The sequence below is a fragment of the Glycomyces niveus genome, assembly GCF_017592475.1.
Classification (GTDB): Bacteria; Actinomycetota; Actinomycetes; order Mycobacteriales; family Micromonosporaceae; genus Glycomyces; species Glycomyces niveus.
The window spans coordinates 1-22,969 of sequence record NZ_JAGFNP010000015.1 but is presented as its reverse complement, the minus strand read 5'-3'; the positions used below and the strand labels follow the sequence as shown (position 1 = coordinate 22,969).

Below are 22,969 nucleotides of genomic sequence, written 5' to 3'. Positions count from 1 at the left end.
CTCCAATCACTTAGGCCTCGCGGGGTGCGGGGCTGGTCGCGACGGTGTCGGCCAGGCCTTGGATGGCTCGGGTGGTGAGGGCGCCGTCGGCGATTACGGCGATGATACGTCGCTGGGGGCCGTGTCCTGGGGCGGCGGTGAGGGGTGTTGTCCAGGCGAGGGCGGGGCCGGCGCCGTTGTAGTCGCGCGCGCGGACGAACCAGGGGTCCCGGTGGGCGGCGGTGTCGGTGAGGATGAGGGTCCAGGGGGTGTCGCCGCTGGTGGTGAGGGCGAGCCAGGGGGCGGTGGCGCCGTGGAGCCGGGTGGTGCCGGTGGCGTGGGGACCGTGGACGGTGGCGGGTGTGGTGGGGGCGCGCCAGAAGAAGCCGCCGTAGCCGGCGCCGGTGCGGCCTTTGGCGCCGGGGCTGGAGATGGTGAGTGGCCGGTCGGTGGTGTTGCGGAGGGTGTAGTGGAAGTCGAGGGCCCAGGCGTGTTGGTCGATGGGGTGGGCGGTGATGCGGCGGTGTTCGTGGAGGAGGAGGGTGCCGTCGGGGGCGGTCCAGTGGAGTTCGTGTTCGAGGCGGGTGTGGGTGCGGGTGTGCCAGCGGTGGTGGGTTTGGGTGCCGTGGTTGGGGAGTGGTTGCGGGCCTTTGCCGCGGACGTAGGTGCGGCCGCCCCAGAAGTTGGTGCCGCCGGCGTCGGGTATGGCGAGGCTGGCGCCGAGGTGGTGGGGGTGGTCGGGGGGTGTGGCTTCGGTGACGGTGGTGCCGCCCAGGGTGCGGACGGGATGGAGGTAGGGGCGGGGGGAGAGGGCGGCGGGGAGGTGGGGGCGCCAGTGGTATTCGGCGACGGTGCGGCCGGTGAGGATGAGGGGTGCGGGTCGGTCATGCATGGGTGTGCGGGGAGCTGATGTCGACGGGTCCGAAGTGGGCGGTGCCGTGGCCGCTTTCGCCGGTGGCGAAGAGGCCGAGGGTGGCGCCGATCCAGCGCCCGGGGGTGGCGCTGAAGGGTTCGCCGACAGGCTGGAGGGCTTGGCCGGGGCGGGCGGCGTGGTATCGGCAGGTGCCGGCGGGGTCGATGTCGACGGCGAGGGTGACGGTCTCGGTGGTGCCGTGTTCGTCGAGGGCAATCGACTGGGTGGGGCCGCTGATGTGTTCGGGTGCTTCGGTTGCGGTGGTGTGGAGGGCGAGGGTGGCGTCGCTGTCGGTGCGGGTGAGGCCGATCCAGGCGTAGGTGTCGCCGAGGACGGTGAGGCCTGCGCGCGCACCGGGCGGGGTGTCGGCGAGGCGGAGGGTGGTGGTGGCGCGGCAGTGGCCGCCGGGGAGGCGCTGGCCGAGGACGTTGGGGAGTCGGCGCAGGTCGGTGATGGGGGTGGGGACGCAGGCGAGGCGGAGGCCGGGGCCGGGGCGGATCCAGTCGGGTCGGGGGTTGGCCTGCCATGTCCATTGGGGGCCTGGGCCGTTCGCGAAGTCGTCCGATGTGGCGGGTGCGGTCGGGGGCCGGCCTTGAACCGGTTTGGTGTGGGCGGCTACGGGTTGGCCTCGGTCGCCGAGTTCGGGCCAGCCGTCGTCGCGCCAGTGCAGGGGCTGGAGGTGGACGATCCGGCCGAAGGGGCCTTTGTCCTGGAAGTGGAGGAACCAATGGGTGCCGTCGGGGGCGTCGACCCAGGCGCCTTGGTGGGGGCCGTTGACGTCGGTGTCGCCTTGCTGGAGGACGATGCGGCCTTCGTAGGGGCCGAAGGGGTCGCGGGAGCGGAAGGCGGACTGCCAGCCGTCGGTGACGCCGCCGGCGGGGGCGAAGATCCAGTACCAGCCGTCGCGCTGGTAGAACTTGGGGCCTTCGAGGGTGCGGTAGCCGGGGAGGTCGTCGCCGTCGATGACGACGGTGCCGCCGTCGTTTCCGGAAGGACTGTCGAGGAGGGCGGTGGCGTCGTGGTTCATGCGGTGGACGGTGAGGCGGTTGTTCACGCCGGCGCGGCTCTTCGCCCATCCGTGCACGAGGTACGCCGAGCCGTCGTCGGCCCATAGTGGACAGGGATCGATGAGTCCTCTGCCGCCCTTGAGGAGCCGGGGCTCGCTCCACTCCCCCGCCGGGTCGTCGGTCGTGGTGACGTAGAGGCCGCGGTCGGGGTCGGGGTAGACGATCCAGAAGCGGCCGGCGTGGTGGCGGAGGGCGGGTGCCCAGACGCCGCAGCCGCGCTGCGGGGTGCTGAAGTCCGCTTCGGGCTGGAGCCGGGTGAGGGCGTGGCCGATGATCGTCCAGTTCACGAGGTCGCGGGAGTGGAGGATCGGGAGGCCGGGGACCCGGTTGAAGCTCGAGGCGGTCATGTAGAAGTCGTCGCCGACGCGGATCGCGTCCGGGTCGGACCAGTCCGCGTGCAGGACGGGGTTGCGGTAGGTCCCGTCGCCGTTGTCGGCGGTCCACGCCAGTGTCACGGCAGATGCCTCTCTTATTTGAGTCCGGTGGTGGCGATGCCTTTGACCAGGTATTTCTGTCCGGCGATGAAGAAGCCGATGATGGGGGCGAGCGAGAGCACCGACATGGCGAACATCTGGCCCCACTGCGACTGCCCTTCGGAGTCGATGAACTGGCGGAGCGCGAGCGGCACCGTGTACAGCTCGGGGTCGGTGAGGTACAGCAGCGGCCCGAAGAACTCGTTCCACACGGAGATGAACGTGAAGATCGCGGTGGTGGCGAACGCGGGGCGGCACAGCGGCAGGATGATGCTCCAGAAGGTGCGGAAGGGCCCGCAGCCGTCGATGCGGGCGGCGTCGTCGAGCTCCTGCGGGAGCGACCGCATGAACTGGACCATGAGGAAGATGTAGAACGCGTTGGTGGCCAGGAAGTTCGGCACGAGCAGCGGGTAGTAGGTGTTGAGCCAGCCGAGTTTCGCGAACAGGATGTACTGCGGGATGAGCAGCACGTGCCCGGGGAGCATCATGGTGCCGAGCATGAGCGCGAAGAAGAGCTTGCGGCCGGTGAAGTTGAGCCGCGCGAACCCGTACGCCGCGAGCGAGCAGGAGAACAGGTTCCCGACGATGCTGAGGACGACGATGACGATCGAGTTGGAGAAGTAGATCCCGAAGTCGTATTCGAGGGCGGTCCAGCCGTCGGCGTAGTTGGACGGGTGCCATTCGGCCGGCCACAGGGACAGGTCGGAGAAGATGAGCCCGTTGGGTTTGAGCGAGCTGGAGACGAGCCACAGCAGCGGGTACATCATGACCAGGCCGATGGCGCAGAGGATCACGTGCCGGGTGAAGCGGCTCTTGCGGGTGCTGCCGAAGCGTTCGATGAGGGCGTCGGCGTCCTCATTGGGCTTGGCGGCCCGCGGGGTTGACAAGGTCGTTGACATGGACGGGACCTCAGCTGTCGTAGTTGACCCAGTACTTGGCGGTGAAGAAGGTGATCGCGGTGAACACGGCGATGATGACCAGCAGGGTCCAGGCCATGGCGGAGGCGTAGCCCATGTTGAACTGGTTGAAGCCCTGCTGGTACAGGTACAGGTTGTAGAACAATGTGGAGTTCGCCGGGCCACCGCCGCCGTTGTTCATGACGAAGCCCTGCGTGAACGTCTGGAACGAGGCGATGAGCGACTGGATGAGGTTGAAGAAGATGATGGGGCTCAGCAGCGGCAGGGTGATCGAGCGGAACCGCCGCCATTTCGAGGCGCCGTCGACGGCGGCGGCCTCGTAGTACATGACGGGGATCTGCCGCAGCCCGGCCAGGAAGATCACCATGGGCGAGCCGAACGTCCAGATGTGCAGGATGATCAGGGTCGTGAGGGCGTAGTCGGGGTCGGAGGTCCACGAGATCGCCTCGATCCCGAACCAGCCGAGGAACGCGTTCACGATCCCGTCGAACCCGAACACGTACCGCCACAGCAGGACCACGGCCACGCTCGCGCCGAGCAGCGACGGCAGGTAGAACACGGCCCGGTACCAGGGCAGGCCCCGGATGCCGCGGTTGAGGAGCATCGCCACACCGAGCGCCGCCGCCAGCGAGAGCGGCACCGACACGAACGTGTACACGAACGTGACCTGCAGCGACTTGAGCAGCACCGGGTCGCGGAACATGTCCGCGAAGTTCTCGAACCCGATCCACACGGGAGCGTTCAGCAGGTTGTAGTCGGTGAACGCGAGGTAGAGCGAGGCGAAGAACGGGACGATCGTGAAGAGCATCCCGATGAACCACGGCAGCAGGAACAGGTACCCGGCGCGGTCCTTGCGCATCCGCGCCCTCCCGCCCCGCACGGGCGGCGGCGCGGGAGGGGCGTCCGCCCCCGGCATGACGGCGGTTTCGGTGGACGCGGTCACCCTTCGATCGCCGCCGTGGCGTCGGCGATGAACTGGGCGGCCCCGTCGGCGGGCGTCTGGCGGCCGAACTCGACCTCGACGGCGATCACGTCGAGGAAGTCGGCGATGGCGCTGCCGCCAGGCGGGTACGTGTAGGAGCGCGGCAGGTCCTCGGCCTGCAGGCCCATGAGGTATTCGGTGGCGGTGAGGTCGTCCGGCTCGAGGGAGTCCTTGATCTCCTCGGCCACCGCCGCGCTCGCGGGCACGCCGCGGGTGGTGCCGGTCGCGAGGGACGCCTCGGGGTCGTTGGTGAGGAAGTCGAGGAGCCGCACGGCCTCCTTCGGGTGCTTCGAAGTGGCCGCGACCGACCACAGGTGCGGGCAGTCAACCGATTGCCCGCGCCGCACGGCCTGCGTCTCGCCCGGGATGCGCAGCAGCGCGAGGTTCCCGCTGCACGCCTCGTTGTAGCCGAGGAAGTTGTTCGTGGGGATGATCTGGGACGCGAGCTTGCCCTGGGCGATGTAGGACTGGTCGGCGGAGCCGCCGATCTCCTCGAAGAACCCCGCGGGCGGGTACGCGCCGGTCTCCCGCATGCCGCCGACGAGGTCGAACCAGGCCTCCATGGTGGCCGCCGAGACGCCGAGCCTGCCGTCCTCGGTGAACAGGTCCTCGCCCTGCTGGCGCACCCACACGACGAGGTTCTGCAGGGTCTGCACGTCGAAGCCGGTGCCGTACACCTCCTTGCCGGAGGCGTCGCTGACCGCCTGCGCGAACGCCGCGAGGTCGTCCCAGCTCCAGGTGTCCCCGTCCGGGACGGCCACGCCGTACTGCTCGGCGAAGTCCTTGCGGATGACGAACCCGACCGCGTTGAGCCCGGCCGGTACCCCGAAGACCGCACCGTCCACTTCGGCCAGATTGGCGGCGTTCTCGCTGAGGCCGCTCAGATCGATGTCGTCCCCGTACCCGCTCAGGTCGAGGAGCGCGCCGCGGTCGGCGTACTCGCGCAGGGAGTCCATACGCATCGCCATGAGGTCGGGCGCGTCGTTCGCGGCGAACCGGGTCGCGAGCTTGTCCTGGTAGGGCCCGGAGTCCTGGTACTCGACCTCGATCGTGATGTCCGGGTTGGCCTCCATGAAGATGTCGAGGGCGGCCTGGGTCTTCTCGGCCCGGGTGGCGTCGCCCCACCAGACCATGTTGAGGGTGACGCCGTCGCCGGACTCGTCATCGCCGCCCCCGCCGAAGCCGCGCCCGCAGGCGGCGAGCCCCGGGACGGCGGCCAGGCCGAGGCCGGAGAGCTTCATCAGGTTGCGACGGTTGAGCTCCGAACCGGAGCCGGGGGGTCGTTCGCTGGTCACGCTGGCGGTCCCTTCACGTGGACAAGGGGTGGGGGGCATCGATCGGACTCGATGAGTGCGATCAGGTTAGGACTGCGGCCCCAGTTATGTCAAGCCATGAAAAAAATTAATCGGAAGTATCGGCAACCCATTGACGGAAATCGATGACGGTGCCTAGGCTGAGCCGAGCAGGCGCCGCCCCGTCCGATAGGAGCGTCCACATGAACCCCTCCCCCGCACCCCGCCGAGCCCTCGCCGCCGCGGCCGCGACCGCCCTCGTCCTCGCCGGCCTCGCCGCCGGCACGAGCGCCGGCGCCGAACCGCCCTCGCGCCCCGCGCACGGCTGGTCCGACACCGCCGACGGCTTCGCCTCACTCCCCGGCCTCGGCCGCGGCCCCACCACCGGCGGCGCCGCCGGCGCCACCGTCACCGTCGACACGATGGAGGAGCTCGCCCGGTACGCCACCGCCGCCGAGCCCTACGTCATCCGCGTCGCCGACGCCATCGAGATCACCCCCAAGGGCACCGAGCTCAAGGTCGCCTCCGACAAGACCATCATCGGCGTCGGCACCGGCGGCGAGATCGTCGGCGGCGGCTTCTACCTCGGCACCGGCGTCCACAACGTGATCATCCGCAACCTCACCATCCGCGACACCCTCATGCCCGAGGACGACCCCGACGACAAGCAGTACGACTACGACGCGATCCAGCTCGACACCGCCGACCACATCTGGATCGACCACAACACCCTCACCCGCATGAACGACGGCCTCCTCGACAGCCGCAAGGACACCACGTTCCTCACCGTCTCCTGGAACCGGTTCTTCGACAACAACAAGACCTTCGGCATCGGCTGGACCCCGAACGTCACCGCCCGGATCACCGTCCACCACAACTGGTTCAAGAACACCGTCCAGCGAAACCCCAGCGCCGACAACATCGCGAACCTGCACATGTACAACAACTACCTGCAGGACGTCTCCGCCTACGGCAACTACGTCCGCGGCGCGACCAGCGCGGTGATCGAGCACAGCTATTACGAGGGCACGCACAACCCGTACTACACGGTCGCGGGCGAACTCGTGCAGCGCGGGAACATCACTGTGGACTGCACGTGGGACGAGGGGATCGTCACCGAGCAGGGCGACGCGTTCGACCCGCGCGACTTCTACGACTACCGGGCCGATCCGGCCCGCGCCGTCCCGGCGCTCCTGGACGAATTCAGCGGACCGCAGCCCGAGATTGGGACCTGAGCTGCGGGGGTGCTCCTAGATGGACACCGCCTCTGCATTCCCGCGGCGGCCCTGGCATGGCACCAGTGCCGGGGCCGCCGCATGCGCGACCGGCCGCGGCAAAGGCGCCGCCGGCCGGCCCCACGCCGGGGCCGGCCGGCGGTGCTTCAGAGGCAGGCGTCCTCGCGGCGCAGGAACGCGAGGCGGGCGGTCTTGTCGGGCAGCTGGATCTCGGGGCCGAGGGTGAAACCGGTGCGGCGCATGCGGACGGCGGCCTGCTCGTTGCGGGCGTCGGGTTCGACGACGATGCGCCGGTGCTTGGGGTCGGCGAAGAGGAACGCGGCGAAGGCGCGCATGAGAGCGCCGGTGAAGCCGGGTGTGGCGGTGCCGCGGGCGGGGGCGACGAGGAGGTGGGCGCCGATGTCACCGGGTTCGACGTCGTAGCACTCGCCGACGGGGTCGGCGTCGGGCTCGTAGGTCTGGAAGAGCGCTACGGGTTCGCGGTCGCGCAGCACGAGGTAGGCGTGGTGGGTGGGGAGGGCGTCGAGGTACTCGTAGATCTCGAGCACGTAGTCCTTGGTGTGCTCGGTCATGCCCCAGAAGCGGGCGCGCTCCTCGGTGACCCAGCCGTAGATGAGGTCGAGATCCTCACTGGGGTGGACGGGCACGATGGCGACGGCGCCGAAGCCGTCCAGGGTCTGCTCGAACACGGCGGGGCGGTCGATCATGCGGTACTCCTCTTGCAGTGCTTGCCAGTCGGTGGTGACGGGGATGAGTTCGCCGTCGCGCCAGAGGGCGTGCTGGTCGCGGTAGTGCGGGCCGGGGCGCCCTGAGGCGCCGAAGGGGACGATCCAGCGGCTCTGTGGGCGGTCGGCGAGGTCCCAGACCCAGCGGGCGGCGGGCCCGCGGGAGAAGTCCTCGGTGAGGCCGGGGGCGCCGGAGGTGGACAGGACGCAGTCGGCGTCGCCGGACATGCCGGTGAGCGCCTCGGGCGGGTCGATGTCGCGCCAGGGGACGAGGCGGTGGACCTCGCCCCAGGTCGTGTCCGGCTGCGCCGCAGCGGTGTCGAGTGCGGCGCGCAGTGCGGCGTCCCGTTCGGTGGCGGTGATGAGGTCGCCGTCGAGGAGGTGCTCGAGGGCGAAGCCGATGCGGACTTCGAGGACGAGCCAGGGCGCGAACACCTCGGGGTGGCGGGAGGGCGCGGCGAGGGGGGCGACGACCGGGAGGGCGGCGAGGCCGCGGATGAACGCGGCCCGGAACGCGGCGAACGCGGCGGCGTCGGCGCTGGCGGCGTCCATGCGGCGGTCCCAGGCGAGCAGCCGGTCGCGCAGGGCCGCGGCGGGCCCGGTGAGGTCGAGCCCGGCGAGGAGGCCGAGCAGCGGTGCGGCGGTGGGCAGGAGCGTATCGGTGTGGACGGCGGCCATGTCGGCGGCGGTCCAGTCGTCGCGCGCCGCGAGGAGTTCGGCGATGCGCGCGGCCCGCGCCGGGGAGCAGAACTCGACGCCGAGCGGCCCGGAGATGCCGCGGTCGTTGGCCATGGCCGCGAACCCGTCGACCGGCTTGGAGGCCGAGGGCTTCCAACCGCGCCAGGCGTAGCGCGGGTCGGAGGCGGGGACGGGGCGGACGAGGTTGGCGGCGTCGCGTTCGGGCACGCGCCCGGCGACGCGGTGGAGGAGCCCGCCGGCGGTGTCGGCGGCCATGACCACGTTGACGGGGAGGACCCAGCCGTCGAGGGCGGCGTCGACGTCGGCGACGGTGCGGGCGCGCAGCAGTTTCGGGAGGGCCGCGAAGCCGATCTCGGGTTCGGCGTCGAGCGGGCTGCGCAGGGCCAGCGCGGTGGTGCCGTCGTCGGCGATGACGGCGCCGCGGGCGGTGGTGGTGATTTCGACGGTGGCGGGTGCGGTGCCGGCGACGTCGATGGTCTCGGTGCGGGTGAGGGCGGGTTCCCAGCCGTGGGGGCCATGGGCTTCGAGGGTGCCGTCGGGGTGGCGGCGCAGTTGCTCTTGGTAGAGGTCCTGGGTGTCGGCCATGGCGTTGGTGATGCCCCAGGCGACGTGGCCGGTGTGTGCGAAGTGGGCGATGCCGGGGAGGCCGGGCATGGCGAGGCCGATGACGTCGAATTCGTTGCAGGCGAGGCGGATTTGCTGGTAGGCGCCGGGGAGTTGGAGGAAGCGGTGGGGGTCGCCGGCGATGATGGGGGCGCCGGTGGCGGTGCGGGTGGTGATCCAGCCGTTGGAGCCGGTGGGGGCGGGTCCGTCCATGGCGAAGCGGCCGACGGCTTCGGGGCCGAGGTGTTCGATGACGCGTTCGCGCCAGAGTTTGGCGGGGAAGCCGGAGCCGAAGAGGAGGTGTTCGGCGTGCCAGACGGCGAGGGGGGTCCAGGGTTGCCATGGGGTTGGGGGGCTGGTGAATTCGGGGGCGTGGGCGGCGGCGCGGGGGAGGGCGGTGTTGACGCCGGCGGTGTAGGCGCGGACCCAGGCGGCGGTGTCGGGGTCGAGGTGGTCGTAGGCGGCGCGGGCGGTGTCGGTGATGCGGGTCTGGCGGGCGAGGCGGTCCCAGGGGAGCCATTCGGGTCCGAAGATGGCGGCCGAGGTCCCGGTGGCGCGGCGCTGAAGGGTCTCCAGTTGCCAGGCGCGGTCGTCGGCGGCGTTGTGTCCCTGGGCGAACGCGAGCGATTGGGGATCGGTCGCGCGCAGGTGGGGGACGCCCCAGGCGTCCCGGTAGCACACGAAACTCATAGTTAGGTTAGTCTAACCTAAGAGTAATGAGCTTGATTCGCACTGGGGTGCGAGAAGGGACCGGGCATGGGACACGGCTGGGAGGGCGCGGTGCTGAAGCTGCTGCGCGCCAAGGACTTCACGTTCACCGTCACCGGCGCGACGCAGATCACCGAGCACTACCGCCGGCTCGCCTTCACCGACGGCGGCCTCCTCGCCCAGCTGCCCCCGCACCCCACGATGTGGGTGCGGCTCTGGTTCGACCACGACGGCAAGCCCCACCAGCGCGGCTACACCATCGTCGACCCCGACCGCGAGGCCGGCACGTTCGCCATCGAGTTCGCGCTCCACGACGGCACCGCGAGCGACTGGTCCCGCCGGGCCGAACCGGGCGAGACCATCCAGGCGACGGTGTACGGCACCGGGTTCGAGCCCCTCGACCCCGCCCCGGAGCGGCTGCTCCTCGTCGGCGACGCCGCGTCGCTCCCAGCGATCAACTCGCTCCTCGACGCCTTCCCCGAGACCCCGGCCACGATCTGGTTCGAGACCGCCGACGACGGCGAACTCCCCTACCGCACCACCGCACACCACGACCTGCGGCGCGTCCCGCGCGGCCAGGACGGCGGCGCGCTCGTCGAGCAGGTCCGCAAGGAACTCCCCGAACTCGCCCCGGACCCCGCCGCGGCCTACTGCTGGATCGCCTGCGAAGCCGCCTCCACCCGCGCGCTGACCGCGTTCGCCCGCAAGGAGATCGGCATCCCCAAGGACCGGCTCCACGCGATGGCGTACTGGCGCGCGTGACCGCGCGCGGGGCGTCGGCGCGAACGGCCGCGAAAAACGCCCCGCGTCCATTACGGTGAGCCTCGTAACCGGGCATTCTCGAGGCGAGGGGGGACGGCGCATGGCCAGCACCGCGGAGATCAAGTCGCAGATCCAGAGCGCGATCGAACAGGTCCAGGAGGCCATGGGCGCCATCGGCGGCGCCCAGTCCCAGACCGAGAACGCGATCGGCGCCGGCACCGCCGCCACCCAGGACACCGGCAGCCCTATGCCCGGCGAAGCGCTCGGCCAGTGGCAGCAGGCGAAGGAGAAGCTCGAAGAGGCCATCACCCTCTACCAAGGCGGCGCCGACACCTTCGAGCAGTACGCCAACTCGATTTGAGCCTCATCGAGAAAGAGGGCGCGCCGCACGGACCGCCCTCACCGCTTCACTGTCCCCGCACCCGCCCGCTCCTGCCCGCGAATGTCGTACCCCTCTCGCATCCTTGATATCGGGGGCGCCTGATTCCCGACACACCCGACCCCAGGTGCACCGGACCGCCCTCCCGCTAGAACCAGCTCCCGAAGCCCGGCCCCGGCGGGGCCTCCTCCGGTCGGACGAACACCGGGCCGTCGCGCCGCGACCGCTCCCGCCGCCGCAGCTCCCCGCACTTCCCCATCGCCATCCGCGCCCGGCCCCACCGCGCCCGCAGCGCCCCGAGCCCGCTCACGACCGCGTCCCCGCCAGCGCGGGCACCGCATCCGCGACCGTCCCAATCGGAACCGCCGCCGCATCGGCACCCGCGGGCACCGGTGCCGCCGCCCGGACGGTCGCCCGGGCCGAGTTCGCCACCAGGATCCACACCAGCGCCGAGAGCACCACCAGGAGCACCCGCTGCCCGATCCCGCGCCAGTCGCCGCCGTCGAGGAATCCCGGCAGGAACGTGTTCACCGTCGTCGTCAGGAACGTCAGCGCCGCCAGGCCCGTCACCCACCATGTGCCCCGCCGCACCCAGTCGGGCACGTCGGCGTCCTTCATGCGCACCGCGCACAACGCCGCCACGACCGTGAGCAGCACGAACGCCGCCCCCGCGGTGTAGCGGTGGATCTGCGCCCACCATGTGAGCCCTGATTCGGGCGTCCCGGTCCGGAAGACCGCCGCGCACAGCAGCATCACCGCGGTCGAGCCGAGCAGGAAGCGGACGAACCGCTCCCGGGCGAGCCCGACCCCGCGCCCGGCGAGGATCGCGCACGCCAGCGCGAGGGCGAGGACCGAGGCGGGGAACAGGACGATCCCCGGCCACGTGAGGGCGTAGCTCGACACCGGCGTGGCCACCGGGTTCACCGCGTCGGACTGGGTCAGGTGCATCACCGCGAAGCCGGCCTGGCTGGCGGCGACCGCGGCCATGGCGGTCACTTCGGCTGCGCGAGAGCGGAACAGGTGCTGGAACATGCGGCGAACGGTAGGGGCGCGAACGCGCCGTTCCCTCGGGCTGCGGCGTGGAATCGGGCCTCACCCCAGGGGGTGAGAGCGGGCCCGGAATCCCGTACCCGGGAGTGAGGGCGCGCAGGCCGGGGGCGGCATACGTTGGACGGGTGCAGTCCGAGACCCGATCCGGGAAGTCCAGCCCGGTCCGTGCCGTGATCACGTACCTGATCGCCGCCGCGCCGATCGGCGCCGTCTCGTGGCGCTGGCGGTTCACGACCACGCTCGCGCTCGTCGGTCCCGGTTCGGTGCCGTTCGCGTTGATGCTGTTCCTGATCGAGAACCACACGCTGGGCGTCGACTACGGGATCGCATGGTCGGTATTTCCGGCCGGGGCCACGGGCGCTGCGGTCGTGCTGGCCCGGTTCCGGCCGTTCGAGGCGTGGCTGCTGGTCATGGCCTCGTTCACGATGATCCTGCTGTTCTCGTCAATCGAGGCCTGGATGCCGTGGCCGCTCACCACGACGAACCTGTTCGCGGCCTTGGTCGTGCTGTTCGCGCTCGGCCGAGACCGGCGGCCGTGGCTGGGCGTCCTGTGCTGGGTCGGGTATCTCCTGGCGGGGATGCTCGCGATCTGGGCGTCCAATGTGGGCTCGCTGGATCCGCAGCCGGCGGAACAGGTGCTCCCCAGCGCCAGCCTCGCCGGGGACAGTCTCACGCTCGGCGCGCTGCTGGGGGCGCTGGCGTTCCTGATCGGGTTGACGGTGCGGATCTGGCGGCAGGGCCGGGCGCGGGTGGCCGAGGAGGAGCGGGTCGCCGAGACCGAGCGGCATCAGCGGCGGCTGCTCGAGGAGCGGACGCGGATCGCGCGGGAGCTGCACGACATTGTCGCGCACCACATGTCGGTGATCGCGGTGCAGTCGTCGACGGCGGAGTACCGGCTCGCGGGGCTCGGCGAGGAGGCGAAGGCGGAGTTCCGGTCGATCAGCGGGCAGGCGCGCGAGTCGCTGGCGGAGATGCGGCGGCTGTTGGGGGTGCTGCGCAGTGAGGACGAGGCGGGTGCGCGGGCGCCGCAGCCGGGCCCGGGGGCGCTGAGGGGGCTCGCGGAGGCGGTCGACCGGGCGGGGACGCCGGTGGCGCTGCGGGTGGGCGGCGTGCCGGAGGACCTGCCGGAGACGGTGGCGCTCACGGTGTTTCGGGTGGTGCAGGAGGCGTTGAGCAACGTGGTGCGGCACGCGCCCGGTGCCGCGACGGACGTCGAGGTCGCCGCCGTGGACGGGCGGATCGAGGTTACGGTGGTGAACGGCCCGCCGCCCTCGGGCGGGGCGGTGCCGGACCCGCACGGGTCGGGGCTGGGCCTGGTCGGGATGCGCGAGCGCGTCTCGCTCGACGGCGGGACGCTCGAGACCGGGCCGACCGCCGAGGGCGGGTTCCGCGTGCACGCGGTGCTGCCCATCGAGGACCGTTCGACCATTGAGGAGTCCCCGTGACGATCAAGGTGCTGATCGCCGACGACCAGGCCATGGTGCGCGCCGGGTTCGCGGCGCTGCTGAACGCGCAGGCGGACATCGAGGTCGCGGGTGACGCCGAGGACGGTGTCGGCGCGGTCACCGAGACGGCCCGACTGCGGCCCGACGTGGTCCTCATGGACGTGCGCATGCCCACTATGGACGGCTTGGAGGCGGCGAAGCGGATCCTGTCCGTCCCGGAGGAGCGGCGGCCGCGGGTGCTCATGCTGACCACGTTCGACCTCGACGACTACGTCTACGAGGCGCTCCGCATGGGCGCCAGCGGGTTCCTGCTCAAGGACGCCCCGCCCGGCGACCTCATCGCGGCGGTGCGGGTGGTCGCGGCGGGCGACGCGCTGCTGGCGCCGTCGGTGACGCGGCGGCTCATCGAGCAGAGCTTCAAGGCGAAACCGGCCCTGCGGCGGTCGGCGAAGCTCGACACGCTCACCCCGCGCGAGGAGGAAGTCCTGCGCCTGATCGCCCGGGGCCTGTCGAACCCGGAGATCGCCAAAGCCCTGTTCGTGTCGGAGCAGACGGTGAAGACGCACGTCGGGAAGGTCTTCGCCAAGCTCGGCCTGCGCGACCGCGCGCAAGCGGTCATCTGCGCGTACGAGACGGGCCTCATCACCGCGGGCGACCCGAGAGAGCGCTGACCAGCGCCGATACCAGCCGTCGGCACTTCTTCGGAAAAACCCGGCCCCCTTATTGGAACAGATCGTTCCGCTCTGCTATGATCGGAACATGACATTCCGTTCCGGAGTTTCGAAGAAGGAGAACCCCATGCGCATCCTCGTCACCGGCGCCACCGGCACCGTCGGCCGCAACGTCGTCGAGCAGATCACCGCCCTCGACCCGACCGCCCAGATCCGGGCCCTGACCCGCAACGCCGAAGCGGCCCTTCCCGAAGGCGTCGAGATCGCCGTCGGCGACCTCGCCGCGCTCGACACCCTCGCCGACGCCTTCAAGGACGTCGACGCCGTCCACTTCATCAACTTCGCCGGCGAGGGCTACGGCGCCCTACCCGACCCCGCCGGGCTCGTCGCCCTCGCCGAGCAGGCCGGCGTCCGCCGCGCCACCGTCCTCGGCGGCGTCGCCACCGGCCCCCTCGAACAGGCCCTCGAGGCCAGCGCGATCGAGGCGACGTTCCTGCGCCCGGTCGAGTTCATGTCGAACGCGGCCATGTGGTGGTCCGGGGTGATCAAGGCCGGCGAGGCGATCCGCGAGCCCTTCGGCGACCGGCTCAGCGCCATGGTCCACCCGGCCGACATCGGCGCGGTCGCGGCGAAGGTCCTCGTCGACGGCGGGTACGACGGCGAGTCGCTGGTCATCACCGGCCCCGAGGTCCTGACGATGCAGGACAAGGTCCGCGCCCTGGGCGACGCGGTCGGCCGCGAGATCGAGTTCGTGGAGCTCACCGTCGAAGAGGCGCACGAGAAGTGGCGCGGCGAGGGCATGCCCGAGCACGTGATCGCGTTCCTCACGGAGGCCCTGGGCAACACCCCCGAGGAGGGGCGCACGGTGGCCGACACCGTCGAGCGGATCGTCGGGCGGCAGCCGCTGCCCTTCACCGCGTGGGCCACGGCGAACGCCGACGCGTTCCGTTAGATCGGGCAACACCCGAAGGGGCGCAACCGCAGTCGCGGTTGCGCCCCTTTTTGCCCGTAATTCTGGGAATTAACAGAGTATTTGACATTCCTGAAACAACACACCACTTAGGTTGATATTCACTGAATTACTTGCATCTTTAACTTTTTCCGATTTGGCTCTAATCTCCTTGTATGGCACGGCTCACCATCATCTCGGCCCGGTCCGCAACCAGCGGACGCGGCCGGCCTGCCATGGCGGTCGCCTCCCCGTCGGCCGCCCGATGCCCTCACCCGAAAGGCACGCATCACATGAATCGCCAACGCGCGCTTGCAGTCACCGCTGCCGGCGCCATCGCCACCGCACTCTCCCTGGCCGCCGGGGCCGCTCCGGCCTCCGCCGAGATCCTCGACGCCAAGGCCGAAGAGGCCCGCGCCGAACTCACCGGCAACGTCTCCGAGGCGCTGATCAGCGAACTCCAGGACACCTTCGGCCTCACCGAGGCCGAGGCCTACGACCGCCTCGCCGTCGAGGACGTCGCCGCCGACCTGCTCGAAGAGGTCCCCGCCGACCTCGACGAGTCCTATGCGGGCCTGTGGGTCTCGGAGGAGGCCGACGAGATCTTCGTCGCCACCACCGACGCGGCCGACACCACCGGGCTGCGCGCCGAGGGCGCCACCCCGGTCCTCGTCGAGCACGACCTCGCGACCCTTGAGGACGCCGCCGCCGCGGTCGCCCCGATCTCGATGGACGGCTACTACGGCAACTACGTCGACGTCGTGAACAACACGCTCGTCATCGAGGCCGCCGACACCGCCACCGCCGCCGGCCTGATCGAGGCCGCCGGGATCGACCCGTCGCTCGTCACCGTCGACACCGCGGCCGAAGCGCCCCAGACGTACTTCGTGCGCGGCGGCGACGCGTACATCGTCGAGAACTCGTGGCGCTGCTCGGTCGGCTTCTCGGTCCGCCAGGGCTCGACCCCCGGCTTCGTCACCGCCGGCCACTGCGGCTCCGCGGGCGACCAGGTCACCAGCGGCGAGGCCGCCCCGGGCACCTTCCGCAACTCGGTGTTCCCGTCCGCCGACCGCGCCTGGGTCGCCGTCGGCTCCGGCGAGCAGCTGCTCGACGACGTGAACATGTACTCCGGCACCCGCGACGTCGCCAACGCGACGCAGGCCGCGGTCGGCTCCTCCATCTGCCGCTCCGGTTCGACCACCGGCTGGCGCTGCGGGACCGTGCAGGCGTTCAACCAGACCGTCAACTACGCCGAGGGTTCCGTCTTCGGCATGACCCGCACCAACGTGTGCGCCGAGCCCGGCGACTCCGGCGGCTCGTTCATCTCCGGCAACAGCGCGCAGGGCATGACCTCCGGCGGCTCGGGCAACTGCTCCTCCGGCGGCACGACCTTCTTCCAGCCCATCGGCCCGGCCCTCTCCGCCTGGGGCCTGACCCTCGTCACCACCTAACGACGATGCGAACCGAATAACGTGGGGGGCCTTCCGGAAGGGAGGCCCCTTCGTTCGCGCCGGCGCAGCGCGCCCACGTACACCCCCGCGAGGATCAGCGGCGCCCCGACCAGGAGCGACCACGTCAGCGGCTCGTCGTCGAGCCACGCCGACACGCAGATCGCCACCAGCGGGATCACCACGAACACGTACGCCGCGCGCGACGCGCCCCACCGCTGGATCACCGTCAGGTACAGCACGAACGTCAGCACCGAGCCCGCCACCACCACGTACGCCAGCGCCCACCACGTGTCAGCGACCCGCGGCAGCACCCACTCGTCGCCCAGCGCGAACGACCCGGCGAACAGCAGCACCGCCGCGGCCGCCATCCCGACCGCGTTCATCACCACCGGGTGGACCTTCGGCAGCCGCTTGACCAGCACCGCCGACTCGGCGAACGACAGCACGGCGCCCAACGCCGCCAACAAGACCAGGGCCGGCACGTCCGCGCGCAGCGGCGCCTGCGACACGACCGCGACACCCGCCACGGCGACGAGCGTGCCCACCAGCGCGGACGCATGGAACTCCTCCTGGCCCTGCGCCACGGCCAGCAGCAGCGCCGCGAGCGGCACCAGCGCCAGCAGGGTCTGGCCCAGCCCGGCGTGGATGTAGACGAGCGCGTAGTAGGCGAGCGAGAACGAGACGCCGAAGTTGAGCACCCCGAACAGGACCGTCCCGGCGAGGGCCTTCCCGCGCGGGAAGCGCAGCCGCAGGACCGCCATGATCGCCAGGAGCAGGAGCGCGGCGGCGCCGAACCGCAGGGACGCGCCCCACAGCGGGTCGAGTTCCCGGTTGCTGAACCTGATGCCTACGGCATTGCCGCCGGCGAGGAGGGTCGCGCCGGCGAACGCGGCGAGCGCGGCCCGGTCGCGGGTGGGCTGCATACCTCCACGATAGGCCCGAAAGCGCAGGTCAGGTGGGGAACTGCGATCGGGCTCAGAGCGTGAGCGGCTGGACCTCGCCCTTCCAGCGGACCTCGGCGTTCACCCACGACGCGGCCCGCTCGACGGCGGCGTGCAGGTGCTCGCGGTCGGCGCGGGCGTCGTCCCATTGCACGGCCTCGACGACGAGGTCGCCGTTGCTGCGGCGCAGCGCGACCCGGCCCGGCAGGTCGTCGCCGACGAACACCGGCAGGCAGTAGTAGCCGAAGGTGCGCTGCGGCTCGGGCACGTAGATCTCGATCTTCCAGCCGTGGCCCCACAGGCGCTCCATGCGCTCGCGCAGCCACACCAGCTGGTCGAACATCGACACCGCGACCGCCCGCTCGGCGCCGCTGAGGCGGGTGCGGCGCACCTGCGGGTCGATCCAGGCGCGGGCCTTCCAGCCCTCGACGGCCACCTGCTCGACCTCGAGCTCGCGGAGCACGCGGTCGGTGTCGGCGATCTTGAGCCGGAAGTAGTCGGCGATGTCCTTCGTGGTGCCCACGCCGAGGTTGCGCAGCGCGGTGGACACCATGTAGCGCAGGCACGCCTCATCGTCGGCGTCCCACAGGTGCTCGGCGGGAATGGCGCGCTCGGCCAGCTGGTAGACGCGCTTGAACCCGATCCGGTGCGTGCAGGCGACCTCCCCGAACCAGAGCATCCGCTCGACCGCGTGCTTGTGGTCGGTGCGGTGGTTCCAGCTGTCGCCCATGTCCCCGGTGCCCCGGTCGCGGTGCATCGCACCGGACGGGAAGTCGGAGACGGTGATCGCGCCGTGCCGCGCGAGCAGCGCGTGCACCTCGGCTTCAGCGGCGGCGAGCGAATCGTCCTGATACCGCTCGCGCCAGTTCCGGCGCCGCCGCGCGAGATACGGCCAGGCGGAGACGGGCAGCAGCGACATCGCATGCGCCCAGTACTCGAACGCGACCGGGCTCCGGCGCCGCTCCAGGCTCCGCACGGCCTCGGCGACATCGAGGTCCCGGGCGAGCAGCGTCAACTCATGGGCGCGGCGCACCGCCGAAATCGTGTCGAGCTGAATGCACCCGAGCCGCTCCAACACGGTCTTGAACCGGGTCGCCTTCGGCCGCAACTGCGCGGCGATGGCGATCCGGCGAGCATCGGCAAGCCGCAACGACTCAGGCACAGCTCCAGTCCTCTCCCAACACAACAAGCTCCACCCCCCGACCGTACAACCGCCCCCCGACAACCCACCCCGCCAGCACCGGCGCGCGAACCGAACCCGAGCCGCCCCGCACCACCGAACCTCGATCAGTGCAATGCGACCGCCGAAAACACGCCAGCCCCCTCATTCGACCTAGTTCGGCGCGACCGCCACCGTCCCCGTCTCCGCGCGCGGGTCCGCCGCGCCCTCCGCGTGCCCGTCCTCGCCGACCTCGATCAGGTGCGCGTGGCCGAAACCGCTCCCGGCCTCCGCGTCCCGCACCGCGAACCCGCGCGACCGCAGCCCCTCGGCCCACGCGTCCGGCCGCCCCGCCTCGAGCTCCACGTCGATCTCGTGCTCGCCGGTCCACGTCCCGAACCCGGTCTCGCCGGGGTGCAGCCGCCACCGCGCCGCTCCCACGGCCGCCTCGACCGACTCGCGGCCGTGCAGCACCCGCGCGATCAGCTGCGCCACGATCTGCGGCTGCGAATCGCCGCCCATCGACCCGGCCACCAGCCGCAGCGACCCGTCCGGCCGCGTCACCAGCGCCGGCACCAGCGTGTGCGGCGGCCGCCTCCCCGGCCCGAACTCCGCCGGGTGCCCCGGCTCCAGGTTGAAACCGGTCCCCCGGTTCTGCAGCCCGATCCCCGTGCGCGGCTCGAACAGCCACGTCCCGAACCCCGCCGCGTTCGACTGGATGTACGACACGCCCATGCCGTTCCCGTCGAGCACCGCCATGTACGTCGTCCCGCCCGCCGACTGCCGCACCGGCACCTCGGCCTTCCGGTCCGCGCTGATCCGCGCCGCCCGCTCCCCCACGGCCGCAAGCAGATCCGTGACGTCAGCACCCTCGAACAACCGCTCCGGCCGGTCGTATCCGGCCTGCCGCGAAGCCTCCACCAGGTAATGCGCCCACAGCGGGTCCTGCGCGTCCGCCGGCAGCTCCAGCCGGTCCGCGATCGCCAGCGCGAGCAGCAGCAGGTACCCCTGCGAGTTCGGCGCCGCCGCCCACACCCGGTGTCCGAACGCGTCGACGCTCAACGGCGCTTCCCAATCCGCTTGGGACGCAGCGAGATCCGCCTCGGTGAAGAGCCCCTTGCCCAGCTCGATCAGCCCCTTGCCGAACTCGCCCAGGTAGAACGCGTCCCGGCCGCCCTCGGCGGCCGCGCGCAGCGCCCCGGCGGTCCGCTCTCGCCGCACCGTCGCCCCCGCCTCCAAGCCCACCAGGTCCTCCGCGCCGTCGACGCCCGCGAGCGTCTGCCCGGCCTTCGCGAGCATCGCCGTCGCGGGCCAGCCGCCCGACGCGAGCGCGATCGCGGGCGCCAGCAGCTCGGCCATCGGCCGCGTCCCGTACCGCTCGTGCAGCGCGAACCAGCCGTCGACGCACCCGGGCACCGTCGTCGAGCGCACATCGTTCCGGAACGGCATCGCCACGTGCCCCTCGGCCCGCAGCCCCGCCGGGTCGGCGCCGGAACCGGCCCGGCCCGAGGCGTTCAGGGACGCCGGCACCGGCTCGCCCTCCACGTGGACCAGCGCGAACAGGTCGCCGCCGAGCCCGCACAGATGCGGGGCGACGACGGTCAGGGCCGCGCCCGCTGCGATCGCGGCGTCCACGGCGTTCCCGCCGGCCGCGAGCACTTCGCGCCCGATACCGCTCACGAGCGGATCGACCGAACACACCACACCCTGATCGACCACGACGGCCTCCTTCTGCACAACCGACGGGCCAAGCAGCGGCCCGCCCGGGGGATCGACGCGCACCGAACCGCAGGTCCGCACGCACGCCCGAAGCCTACCTTGCCGGTCGGCAAGTAGAAAACGGCCGGTTAGACGTCCGGGTCGGCCCCGAACACACGCCGCCCGGAAATCCGCGCCGCCCGCCAGTACCACTCCGCGTACCCGCCGATGATCAACGCGAGCATCCCCAAGTGCTGCAGCGCGTTCAACTCGCCCCACAGCACCAGGCCCATCGCGCCGAGCACCAGCAGCGTCCGCGCCAGCGTCCCCGCGAAATGCCCGCGCCTCCCCCTGCCGACCAAGTCGCGGCGGCACACCGCCGGCAACGCCCGCAGCGACAAGACCCAGAAGACCCAATAGAAGAGCACCAACGCGCCCGCGACCACCCCGGACACCGGCCACGGCGTCGGGAAGATCCAGTCGACCACGTTGAGCACCAACGCACCCCGCAGCACCCACTCGTACCAGCGCCACGACCACCGCCGCAGCACGACCTCGTACAGCGGCTCCTCGCCGCCGTCCTCAGCGGCCCCGCCCACGGCCTCAGCGCCCTCGGCGGCTTCCGCGGTCTCCCACGCGACCCGCACCCCCGCGCTCAGCCGGCCCCGGGTCTGCAGGATCTCCGCGAGGTCGTCCCGCACCGCGGCATCGTCCGGGTCGAGCTCGAGCGCCCGCACATAATGCGCATGGGCGCGCTTGTGCCGCAAGTGATGGTCGTAGATCCGCCCCGCGGTGTGGTGCACCCACGCGTCCTCCGGCGCCCGCTCGATCGCCTGCTCCACCAGCTCCCGCGTCTTCGCGAACTCCTGGTCGACATAGTGGTACCAGGCCAGCTGCATGTAGTACCGGCCATTGTCCGGGGTCAGCTCGACCGCCCGCCACAACGACTCCGACGCCTCGTCCGCGCGCCCCAGCTCGAACAGGATGTTCGCCCGCAGCCAATGCGCGTCCGCGTTGTCGGGCTCCTCCTCGACCGCCCGCACCGCCCACTCGAGCGCGTCCTCCTGGCGCTCGCTCAAATGCAGGCACCACGCCAGCAGCAGTTGGGAAACCGACGCCGGACCGTACTTCCCGATGCCCTGCTCCAGGACCTCGGCGGCCTCACCGTACTGATCGCTGTCGATCAGTTGGCGCGCCCGCCCCTCCACGACCCCGGAGATGAACCCCGGCCAGGTCTTGTTCACCGCCTGCAGGACCCGCCCGCGCGCACGCTGCGACGGGACCTCAGCGGGTTCGACGGCATCGCTCATACCGACTCCAGATCGCTCGGGGGCACTTCCACAGGACTCGAACCGCGTGCCGGTGCTCACGACAGGTGCTTTTGTCTCCCGACGCCCTTAGCATAGAGGTGGACCGCGTCCACCTGTACGGCAAAGTCTTGTACCGTGGAGTGACTGCGGTGGGGACGAGAGGAAAGATCGGAACTGGTCATGGAAGAGCCGACACAGCCAGCTGACTCAGCCGGGCCGATCTCGTCGACGGTGCACCGCTGGCGGCGCCTCGCGGTCCGGCACGACCTCGAGTGGAGCGAACTCCTGCTGATCGCGTTGAACCTGTACGGGTTGCGCGGCAACAACACCGAGGGCATGCGCCTCCGGCTGAACTCCGAAGACGAAGAGTTCATGCTGGTCCTGCCCGCCGACCGCGCCACATCGCCGTTCAGCCTCCGCGCCCACGTCGACCCTTCGTCGCCGCAGCACGGCCTGAGCGAGCTCTGCGTCGACGGCACCCCGGTCGCCGAGATCATCGAAGCCGAACCCGGCGAAGAGGTCCGCGGCTACCTGCGCGCCGACGGCACCGCCGCGACCCTCCTTCTGCAGACCGACGCGGAATCACCCGAACTGGTGAAGTGCTACCGCGACCTGTTGCAGGCCTTGGCCTCCGACCTCGCCGACGACGGCGAGCCACACCTCTTCGACGAGGTCACGCTCTCCGCCGGCGGCGTCCACGACGAAGCCCTCGTGGTCGAGCACCTCGTCGCGGTCCGCGAAGCGATGACCGCCGAAGGCCTCCCCGAGACCACGACGCTCGGCGTCCTCACCCCGGCCCTCCACAGCCAGACCGCCTTCGCGGAACTGGCGGCGAAGGTCGGCCCGGTCCTGCTCTTCCTCACCACCGAGACCTTCGAGGACGACAGCCCCGCCGCCGAAGCCGAGCCGAGCGTCCCCGAGGACGCCGCAGCAGCCGACCCTCTGGTCCCGGCCACGAGCCACCAGTCGGAACGGCTCTCCGAGATCCTCGCCGCGGCCCGCGAAGCCGGCCACCGAACCTCCTTCACGTACACCGTCGGCAGCGAACCGCTCGACGAGATGCGCGCCTGGCTCCTGCCGCTCGCCGAGCAGACCACGATGTGGCCCTCGCTCACCATCCTCCCGGCCGAAACTCCCGTGGACGACTCGCAGCACGTGGCCGCGCCCGACGAACGCCTCGATTTCTTCCTCGAAGCCCGGCGCCTCCTCGAGCAGATCTTCGCCCCGACCCAGCTCCGCCCGCAACCGTGGCGCTGCTACCGAGGCCTCTGGTACCGCCAGCACGCCGGCGAACACCTCGAAGGCCCATACGTCTAAGCGAAAACAAGAAAGGGCCGCAACCCAGTGGGTTGCGGCCCTTCTTTTCTGCGTTGAAACAGTTCCAGGCATACGAAAAGGCCCCCACCGGATGGTGGGGGCCTTCCCTCTAGAATAAATGTTTGGCGGTGTCCTGCTCTCCCACACCCTCTCGAGTGCAGTACCATCGGCGCTGGAAGCCGTAACGACCGGGTTCGGAATGGGACCGGGTGTGTCACTTCCGCTCTCACCACCAAACAAACCA

At 71.0% G+C, this 22,969-nt stretch carries 19 protein-coding genes and 1 rRNA gene; 8 read left to right on the top strand and 12 right to left on the bottom strand.

All coding sequences use genetic code 11. The features are described 5' to 3' along the window. Positions 1-10: 10 nt before the first annotated feature. Genes J5V16_RS21470 through J5V16_RS21450 form a run of 5 tightly spaced genes read right to left on the bottom strand, consistent with a single transcriptional unit; the run spans position 11 to position 5,626 of the window. Positions 11-871: a DUF6807 domain-containing protein gene (locus J5V16_RS21470; protein ID WP_208499033.1), complete on the bottom strand. Its 861-nt coding sequence runs from the start codon at positions 869-871 to the stop codon at positions 11-13. Further along, the gene (locus tag J5V16_RS21465) at positions 864-2,414 is read right to left on the bottom strand and encodes a glycoside hydrolase family 43 protein (RefSeq protein WP_208499032.1); all 1,551 of its coding nucleotides are present in this window, start codon (positions 2,412-2,414) and stop codon (positions 864-866) included. Before J5V16_RS21465 ends, J5V16_RS21470 begins: the two co-directional genes overlap by 8 nt. 14 nt (positions 2,415-2,428) lie before the next feature. Continuing rightward, on the bottom strand, positions 2,429-3,331 hold the full coding sequence (locus J5V16_RS21460) for a carbohydrate ABC transporter permease (RefSeq protein ID WP_208499031.1): 903 nt from the start codon (positions 3,329-3,331) through the stop codon (positions 2,429-2,431). 10 nt (positions 3,332-3,341) lie between these two features. Next, a complete protein-coding gene (locus J5V16_RS21455) occupies positions 3,342-4,265 on the bottom strand; it encodes a carbohydrate ABC transporter permease (protein ID WP_408612510.1) in 924 nt (307 codons plus the stop codon). Positions 4,266-4,288: 23 nt separating this feature from the next. Further along, positions 4,289-5,626: an ABC transporter substrate-binding protein gene (locus tag J5V16_RS21450; protein ID WP_208499029.1), complete on the bottom strand. Its 1,338-nt coding sequence runs from the start codon at positions 5,624-5,626 to the stop codon at positions 4,289-4,291. 200 nt (positions 5,627-5,826) lie between these two features. Here J5V16_RS21450 and J5V16_RS21445 point away from each other — a divergent pair, with 200 nt between their 5' ends. Beyond that, complete coding sequence (locus J5V16_RS21445) at positions 5,827-6,858, top strand: pectate lyase family protein (protein WP_208499028.1); 1,032 nt, start codon at positions 5,827-5,829, stop codon at positions 6,856-6,858. 146 nt (positions 6,859-7,004) lie between these two features. Here the strand turns inward: J5V16_RS21445 and J5V16_RS21440 are convergent, their stop codons facing one another. Beyond that, the gene (locus J5V16_RS21440; RefSeq protein ID WP_208499027.1) at positions 7,005-9,575 is read right to left on the bottom strand and encodes a GNAT family N-acetyltransferase; all 2,571 of its coding nucleotides are present in this window, start codon (positions 9,573-9,575) and stop codon (positions 7,005-7,007) included. 66 nt (positions 9,576-9,641) lie between these two features. Here J5V16_RS21440 and J5V16_RS21435 point away from each other — a divergent pair, with 66 nt between their 5' ends. Further along, the gene (locus J5V16_RS21435) at positions 9,642-10,355 is read left to right on the top strand and encodes a siderophore-interacting protein (RefSeq protein WP_208499026.1); all 714 of its coding nucleotides are present in this window, start codon (positions 9,642-9,644) and stop codon (positions 10,353-10,355) included. Between the two features lie 100 nt (positions 10,356-10,455). Next, positions 10,456-10,716 (top strand): hypothetical protein, encoded by a 261-nt coding sequence (locus J5V16_RS21430; protein WP_208499025.1) that lies wholly within the window; start codon positions 10,456-10,458, stop codon positions 10,714-10,716. A gap of 324 nt (positions 10,717-11,040) precedes the next feature. Here the strand turns inward: J5V16_RS21430 and J5V16_RS21425 are convergent, their stop codons facing one another. Beyond that, positions 11,041-11,766 (bottom strand): DUF998 domain-containing protein, encoded by a 726-nt coding sequence (locus J5V16_RS21425; protein ID WP_208499024.1) that lies wholly within the window; start codon positions 11,764-11,766, stop codon positions 11,041-11,043. Between the two features lie 188 nt (positions 11,767-11,954). Between J5V16_RS21425 and J5V16_RS24695 the strand changes: the two genes are divergently transcribed. From J5V16_RS24695 to J5V16_RS21405, 4 genes are all read left to right on the top strand, one after another. Further along, a complete protein-coding gene (locus J5V16_RS24695) occupies positions 11,955-13,229 on the top strand; it encodes a sensor histidine kinase (RefSeq protein WP_208499023.1) in 1,275 nt (424 codons plus the stop codon). Beyond that, the gene (locus J5V16_RS21415) at positions 13,226-13,900 is read left to right on the top strand and encodes a response regulator (protein ID WP_208499022.1); all 675 of its coding nucleotides are present in this window, start codon (positions 13,226-13,228) and stop codon (positions 13,898-13,900) included. The genes J5V16_RS24695 and J5V16_RS21415 overlap by 4 nt, the downstream gene beginning before the upstream one ends. An 88-nt stretch (positions 13,901-13,988) precedes the next feature. Further along, positions 13,989-14,852 carry an NmrA family NAD(P)-binding protein gene (locus tag J5V16_RS21410; protein ID WP_208499021.1) on the top strand — a complete coding sequence of 288 codons (864 nt, stop codon included), beginning with the start codon at positions 13,989-13,991 and terminating at the stop codon, positions 14,850-14,852. A gap of 290 nt (positions 14,853-15,142) precedes the next feature. Further along, positions 15,143-16,300 carry a S1 family peptidase gene (locus J5V16_RS21405; protein WP_208499020.1) on the top strand — a complete coding sequence of 386 codons (1,158 nt, stop codon included), beginning with the start codon at positions 15,143-15,145 and terminating at the stop codon, positions 16,298-16,300. Here the strand turns inward: J5V16_RS21405 and J5V16_RS21400 are convergent. The 4 genes from J5V16_RS21400 to J5V16_RS21385 form a co-directional block, all read right to left on the bottom strand. Next, positions 16,297-17,223 carry a DMT family transporter gene (locus J5V16_RS21400; RefSeq protein ID WP_208499019.1) on the bottom strand — a complete coding sequence of 309 codons (927 nt, stop codon included), beginning with the start codon at positions 17,221-17,223 and terminating at the stop codon, positions 16,297-16,299. The genes J5V16_RS21405 and J5V16_RS21400 overlap by 4 nt on opposite strands. Before the next feature lie 52 nt (positions 17,224-17,275). Then, on the bottom strand, positions 17,276-18,403 hold the full coding sequence (locus J5V16_RS21395) for a DNA glycosylase AlkZ-like family protein (protein WP_208499018.1): 1,128 nt from the start codon (positions 18,401-18,403) through the stop codon (positions 17,276-17,278). A 171-nt stretch (positions 18,404-18,574) separates the two neighbouring features. Further along, on the bottom strand, positions 18,575-20,119 hold the full coding sequence (locus J5V16_RS21390; protein ID WP_208499017.1) for a gamma-glutamyltransferase family protein: 1,545 nt from the start codon (positions 20,117-20,119) through the stop codon (positions 18,575-18,577). A 128-nt stretch (positions 20,120-20,247) separates the two neighbouring features. After that, a complete protein-coding gene (locus tag J5V16_RS21385; RefSeq protein WP_208499016.1) occupies positions 20,248-21,408 on the bottom strand; it encodes a tetratricopeptide repeat protein in 1,161 nt (386 codons plus the stop codon). Between the two features lie 180 nt (positions 21,409-21,588). Here J5V16_RS21385 and J5V16_RS21380 point away from each other — a divergent pair, with 180 nt between their 5' ends. After that, positions 21,589-22,725 (top strand): hypothetical protein, encoded by a 1,137-nt coding sequence (locus J5V16_RS21380; RefSeq protein ID WP_208499015.1) that lies wholly within the window; start codon positions 21,589-21,591, stop codon positions 22,723-22,725. 120 nt (positions 22,726-22,845) lie between these two features. Here J5V16_RS21380 and rrf read toward each other — a convergent pair. After that, a 5S ribosomal RNA gene (gene rrf, locus J5V16_RS21375) occupies positions 22,846-22,962 on the bottom strand. Positions 22,963-22,969 lie beyond the last annotated feature (7 nt).